We start from the raw sequence: 6,189 nt of genomic DNA on the forward strand, positions 1-6,189 counted from the left end.
GCCGTGGCCGAGCTGTCGCCTCAATCCAGCGCCGAGGAAATTGTCGTCCATCTGCGCTCGATCGGCTCGGAGGAGAATCGCCTTGGCATGCTGCGCTACGGCATCAAGATCGAACGTGCGCTCGGGATCTCGCATGGCGTGCAGCGGCAGATTGCCAAGAAAATCAAGCGCAACCATGAGCGTGCCTTCGAGCTATGGCAGACAGGCATCATGGAAGCGCAGTTCATCGCTTCCGTCACGGCCGATCCGAAGCGGTTCTCTGCCGCGGATGCAAGACGATGGGCGGCGACTTTCGACTCATGGGATATCGTCGACGGCGTCTCCGATCTCTTTGTCGATACGGATTGCTGGAGGGAACTGATCGCCGAATTCGCAGTCGACGAACGGGAATTCGTTCGACGCACGGCTTTTGCCATGATGGCCTGGTCGGTGGTCCACCGGAAGAATGAACCAGAGGCGACCTTTCTCGACTTCCTGTCGATCATCGAAGTGCATGCCACCGACGGCCGCAATTTTGTGAAGAAGGCGGTGAACTGGGCGCTTCGTTCGATCGGCAAGCGATCGATGAATTTGCACGGCGCTGCCCTTGCCCTGGCACAGAAGCTGGCTGTTTCGACCGACAAGACGGCGCGCTGGATCGGCAAGGATGCCGCAAGGGAACTTTCCGATGCCAAAACGCTCGAGCGACTCGCCAGGAAAGGCTGACTGGGACGAAATCCGCTTTACGGAGGTGACGCGATCGACACGCGCTGATTTCGAAAATCTGTTCGAGCAGGCGGGCGGACCAAAATATTGCTGGTGCATGGCTTGGCGCCACCTCGAAAACCGCGAACATGCGTCCAACGATGAGAGGAGACGGGCTATGATGGCGCTCATCGAAGCCGGCACGCCGCTCGGCATCGTCGCCCGTGCCGAAGGCAAGACCGTCGGCTGGTGCTCCGTGGCGCCGCGCGAGACCTATCGCAAGCTGTCGCAGGAGCAGGACGACAGCGAGGCGGGCGTTTGGTCGATCGTCTGCTTCTATGTGCCGAGGGCGTTGCGCGGCCGTGGACTGGCAAGCGCACTGCTCGACGCGGCCATCAATCACGCCTTCGCCAAAGGCGCCAGGACGATCGAGGCTTATCCGGTCGACCAGGCATCGCCGAGTTACCGTTTCATGGGCTTTCGAGACATGTTCGTGGCCCGCGGATTCCACGAGATCGGCATGGCCGGCTCGCGCCGGCATGTGATGCGGCTCGACCGTTGACGCCGTCGGCGACGGCAGCTTTACTCCTGTCAATGGAGAGCACACGATGAGCAATCGTCTCAAATCGACAGCGGCGCTGGCGGCCGTGCTGATTTCCATCGCGGCGGGCAGCGCTTCCGCCGAAACCGCGCGCATATTCTGGAAGGATCTGCGTCCGGCGATCCAGCCTGCTGCCGAAAGTGTCGGTTTGCCGATGATCGCAGCAAAAATGCCCGATCATGGCGAGACGCTGTCTCTCAATCTGCAGGACAAGACCGTCCAACTGGCGGGGTACGCGTTACCGGTCGATCGCGAAGACGATCTCGTCTACCAGTTCCTGCTGGTGCCGTGGACGGGTGCGTGCAGCCACATGCCGACGCCGCCGCCCAATCAGATCGTCCTCGTCACGCCCTCCCATCCCTATAGGATGTCTGAGGCTTACCAGCCGGTTTCCGTGACCGGCGCCCTGGAGCTGGGCATGGAGAAAAGTCAGCTCTTCGTTCTCGACGGCGCCAGCGTCATCCAGTCGGGCTACGCGGTGCGCAAGGCGGAGGTGATGGACGTCGACGTGGTGCCGGACATCATCACACAGCCGGCAAACTCACCGTGGGGTTTTCTCAACAAAAAGAAGAACTAAGCGACAAAACCTCACGCAGCGTTCGCGCCCGATTCCTTGTCCAGCACCATGTAGTCCAGCGGCATTTCGGTCGTGTACTTGATCTGCTCCATGGCAAAGGACGATGAGACGTCGCGGATCTCGATCTTGGCGATCAGGCGCTTGTAGAATGCGTCGTAAGCAGCGATGTCGGGCACCACCACGCGCAAGAGGTAGTCGACGTCGCCGCTCATGCGGTAGAACTCGACCACTTCCGGAAATTCCTGGATGACCTCCGAAAAGCGCCGCAGCCACTCATGGCTGTGCGAATTGGTGCGGATCGACACAAAGACGGTGACGCGCACATTGACCTTTTCATGATCGAGGATGGCGACGCGCCGCTTGATGACGCCTTCCTCCTCGAGCTTCTGGATGCGCCGCCAGCAGGGCGTGGTCGACAGTCCGACTTTTTTGGCGACATCGGCGACCGCGAGCGTCGCGTCCTCCTGCAAGAGGCGGAGGATTTTTCTGTCAAGACGGTCCATTGGGTGCTCCCACAGGGATAGACTAGGAATAGATTGGCTATAGTCCTTCTTATTTAGGCCATTCACAAGAAAGAAATTCTGCCGGATGGCGTAAAAGCAAGTGATTTCTTGCTCACGCTTCAGCCGAGGCGATAGCGGATTTCCGATCTCAGAAACGGCAGCAAATCCATTTCAAACCATGGATTGCGCTTCAGCCAGCCGGTGTTGCGCCACGACGGATGCGGCAGCGGCAGCACTTTCGGGTAGCTAGGCGCATTCCAGATGGTGCGCCAATCCATCACCGTCTCCGTCAGCGAAGGCCGGCGTGCGGCGCCCATGTGCCAGGATTGCGCATAGCTGCCGATCGTCAGCACCAGGTCGATGCGCGGCATCAGTGCCATCAGCGGCGCACGCCAGGCCGCTGCACATTCGCGGCGCGGCGGCAGGTCGCCGCCCTTGGCATCCTGGCCGGGAAAGCAAAAGCCCATCGGCACGATAGCGAATTTTGTCGTGTCGTAGAATTCTTCGCTGCTGACGCCCAGCCAGTTCCGCAACCGATCGCCGGAGGCGTCGGTGAACGGCATGCCTGACACATGCACCTTGGTGCCCGGTGCCTGGCTGGCAATCAGGATACGGGCGCTCGACGACGGTCTCAGCACCGGGCGCGGCTCGTGCTGCAACGGGCGGCCGACCGGGTTTTCGACGCAGATACGGCAGGCGCGTACCCTCGCCGCGAAGTTTTCCAGCTCTTCGCTCATTCTCGGGAACTCGTTCTCAGGCGGCGGCGCTCCGCCGGATGGAGATCGCCTGATGCCAGCGCAGCACGTTGGGACAATCTTCCGGCACCTTGATACGCGCCGGCTTCATGAAGTCGATGGCAATCAGCCCGGTGATGTCGGCGATCGAATAGGCATCGCCGGCGACGAATTCCCGGTTCGCCAACTCGTCGTCGAGGAGTTTCAGGAATCCAACGGCTTTCGGCTTGTTGGCCTCGCCCCATTCGGGAATTTGCGGAACCTCCCATTCCTTCATCGCCGGATGAATGTGCCGGAACGCGGCGGCGACGCAACTGAGCAGGTTGAGCTCCATGCGTCTTTGCCACATCTCGACTAGCGCCTTGCCGAGCGCGCCGCGTCCGAACAACGCTGGTTCCGGGTGCAACTCCTCGAAATAGCGGCAGATGGCGACGGATTCGGTGATGACGGTGCCGTCGTCGAGTTCGAGCACCGGCAGACGCTGCAGCGGGTTGCGCGAACTGACCGGCTGCTCTCTGTGTTCCAGCGCCCCCATGTCGACGGGCACCAGCGGAACTTGAAGCCCCTTTTCGGCAAGGAAGACGCGAACCCGCCGTGGATTGGGCGCCCGGCCGCCGTCGAAGAGTTTCATTCTATCCTCCTATCGCATCGGCCCGAAATCCGAATCGATTTTCGTAAGCACGATGCGAAGATTCAAAAATCTTAGCGCATGCCTTGTCCAATGAAAGCACGTCGCTCTGATCAGGTCTGTTGCAATAACTATAAGGTTGACCATCACCAGAAGCGAAAAATTTCTCGCAAGCCATCGCCGATCGAAGCCAAACGACCGTGCTTTCTTTGGACCGCCTCGGGATCGTGGCTCTCGCGCCAATCGTGCGGCTCGTCGAAAGTGCCGGCCCAGATACCGGCCTTGCCGGAGCGGGCAGCGGCTTCCTCGGTTTCGAAATCGCCATAGGCAACTGCCCAGCCGGCCTCGACCTGGGCGCGGTTGAGGTCCTTGCCGCCGGCGTTGCAATCGCCGAGCAGCCGGCCGTAGCGATCGCGCTGCCAGCCGGTGCAGGAGACGGGTTTGCCTGATATCAGACGCACCAGCGACTGCCGCGCCAGCTTGCCGCAGGGATAGTCGACGCCGTCCTTGCGGCAGACTTGCGAATATTCGGGGGCGTCAATGCCGCGCATACGGATGCGCTCGGTACCGAGCGTGATCGTATCGCCGTCATTGATGACGGCGGCACCGTCCGTCTTGCGCGTCTCGATCCGGTCAAGGCGCGCCGCCAGAAGGATCAGCAGACCGAGGACGATGACGGTCAGTGCGTAGTCTACCAGCCGGCGCCAAACGCTTCGCGGCCGCGGCGGGACGTACCGCTGTCGCGATCGCCGCGACCACGAACGGCTCATATGGCAAACCGTTGGTTAATCATTCGAACGTAGCTTAACAATTTGAAACCGCTGCCCGCATAAATTGAAGTCTCCATGCCCTTGCAACGCTCGACCACAGCGGACAAGTTTATTGTGGACCGCAGGAAACCCCATCGCAACAGCGATGTGGCGCGTGCGGTGCGCAAGACGCGCGACCGTCTTTCGCAGCAGATCGGAAATCCTGATTTCGACCGCGAGCTTTTGAAACTCCATGCCCGTGCGATGATAGGAGGCGCGATCATCGTTCCGCTTCTCGTCCTGGCGACCGCCGCGACGGGTCTGTTTGCTGGAGTGGGTAAGGGAATTGGCGTCTGGGCGCTTTTTATACTCATCTGCTACACCATCGTCGTGTTCATGGCGAGGCGTGTCGACCGAACGGAAGCTGCCGAACTCAACCCGCTGCAAACGCACAGTGATTTCCTGATAGGCCATTTCCTTTGCGGCCTGGGCTGGGCCTGGTTTGCCTGGCTCGGTTGCGACGCTTGCCAGGTCGACCAGTTCCAGCTGCTCAAGGCGGTGGTGATGTTGATTGCCATGGCGGCGACCGCGATCTCGGCCTCATCGCTGCGCGGTGCGTTGCTGGCGACCTTCGCCGTTCCGGTGGCTGCCTATGCCTATGCCGGCGCCAGGCAGTGGATGCCGGTCGAACTGATCATGGCCGGGTTGCTGATCGCCTCGCTGCCCTTCTTCGCCTTTGTGGCGCACCACCTCAATCGCTCGTCCTTGATGTTGCTCTCGTTCCGCTCCGAAAAGGATGCGCTGATCGCCGAATTGGACACCGCGAAATCGATGTCGGACGAAGCGCGGCGACGGGCGGAGGACGCCAATCTGGCAAAGTCGCGGTTTTTGGCCTCGATGAGCCACGAGCTGCGGACGCCGCTCAACGCCATTCTCGGTTTCTCCGAGGTGATGGCGAACGAGGTGCTGGGCCCGATGAGCAACCCGACCTATCGCGACTATGCTCGCGACGTCCATGACTCTGGCCAGCATCTGCTCGACCTGATCAACGAAATCCTTGACCTGTCGCGCATCGAAGCGGGCCGCTACCAGCTCAACGAAGAGCCGATGATGCTGCTTTCTGTCGTCGAGGATTGCTGTCACATGATGGAGCTGAAGGCGCGCAACAAGGATATCCGGATCGTCCAGGATTTTGAAAACGCCTTGCCGCGCCTGTTCGCCGACGAGCGCGCGGTGCGACAGATCGCGCTCAATCTTTTGTCGAATGCCATCAAGTTCACCGGAACCGGCGGCGAGATCCGCGTGCGTGTCGGCTGGACGGCGGGCGGCGGCCAATACCTCTCCGTCAAAGACAATGGACCTGGCATACCGGAAGACGAGATTCCAGTCGTGCTGTCCGCCTTCGGCCAGGGCTCGATCGCCATCAAGAGCGCCGAACAAGGCACCGGGCTTGGCCTGCCGATCGTCCAAAGCCTGCTCGCTATGCATGGCGGCGAGTTCGAACTCCATTCCAAACTGCGCGAAGGCACCGAGGCGATCGCCATCTTCCCGTTGAGCCGGGTGATGGAGGAATTGCCGGCGCTGCCGACCAGAGCCGTTGCTGCGCGCCGGCGATAGTCGCTTAATGAACCGCCGCCGCCATGCCCGAGCTGGTGAGCGCAGCGGCTTTGACCAGCCCCGCCGCAAGGGCTGCCCCTGCCCCCTCACCGTGGC

The 6,189-nt window shown here is 61.1% G+C and carries 7 protein-coding genes and 1 pseudogene; 4 read left to right on the forward strand and 4 right to left on the reverse strand.

Going from position 1 to position 6,189, the window contains the following annotated elements:
* Positions 1-3: 3 nt before the first annotated feature.
* From EOA78_RS17430 to EOA78_RS17440, 3 genes are all read left to right on the forward strand, one after another.
* Positions 4-705, forward strand: coding sequence for a DNA alkylation repair protein (locus EOA78_RS17430; RefSeq protein WP_127316195.1), 702 nt, complete (start codon positions 4-6; stop codon positions 703-705).
* Positions 706-802: 97 nt separating this feature from the next.
* On the forward strand, positions 803-1,246 hold the full coding sequence (locus tag EOA78_RS17435) for a GNAT family N-acetyltransferase (RefSeq protein ID WP_281034051.1): 444 nt from the start codon (positions 803-805) through the stop codon (positions 1,244-1,246).
* Positions 1,247-1,292: 46 nt separating this feature from the next.
* Complete coding sequence (locus tag EOA78_RS17440; protein ID WP_127316197.1) at positions 1,293-1,862, forward strand: DUF3299 domain-containing protein; 570 nt, start codon at positions 1,293-1,295, stop codon at positions 1,860-1,862.
* Positions 1,863-1,873: 11 nt separating this feature from the next.
* On the opposite strand, the gene EOA78_RS17445 is transcribed toward EOA78_RS17440, so the two are convergent.
* The 4 genes and pseudogenes from EOA78_RS17445 to EOA78_RS17460 form a co-directional block, all read right to left on the reverse strand.
* Complete coding sequence (locus tag EOA78_RS17445; protein WP_006333679.1) at positions 1,874-2,365, reverse strand: Lrp/AsnC family transcriptional regulator; 492 nt, start codon at positions 2,363-2,365, stop codon at positions 1,874-1,876.
* Positions 2,366-2,484: 119 nt separating this feature from the next.
* Positions 2,485-3,102, reverse strand: a pseudogene (locus tag EOA78_RS17450) (uracil-DNA glycosylase family protein); the annotation flags it as partial.
* 16 nt (positions 3,103-3,118) lie between these two features.
* Positions 3,119-3,730 carry a glutathione S-transferase gene (locus tag EOA78_RS17455; RefSeq protein WP_127316199.1) on the reverse strand — a complete coding sequence of 204 codons (612 nt, stop codon included), beginning with the start codon at positions 3,728-3,730 and terminating at the stop codon, positions 3,119-3,121.
* 143 nt (positions 3,731-3,873) lie between these two features.
* Entirely contained in the window at positions 3,874-4,497 is a 624-nt protein-coding gene (locus EOA78_RS17460) for a thermonuclease family protein (protein WP_127316200.1), read from the reverse strand.
* Between the two features lie 75 nt (positions 4,498-4,572).
* On the opposite strand from EOA78_RS17460, the gene EOA78_RS17465 reads away from it, so the two are divergent.
* The gene (locus EOA78_RS17465; RefSeq protein WP_127316201.1) at positions 4,573-6,093 is read left to right on the forward strand and encodes a HAMP domain-containing sensor histidine kinase; all 1,521 of its coding nucleotides are present in this window, start codon (positions 4,573-4,575) and stop codon (positions 6,091-6,093) included.
* Positions 6,094-6,189 lie beyond the last annotated feature (96 nt).

This window comes from Mesorhizobium sp. M5C.F.Cr.IN.023.01.1.1 (assembly GCF_003997585.1).
Lineage (GTDB): Bacteria > Pseudomonadota > Alphaproteobacteria > Rhizobiales > Rhizobiaceae > Mesorhizobium > Mesorhizobium wenxiniae.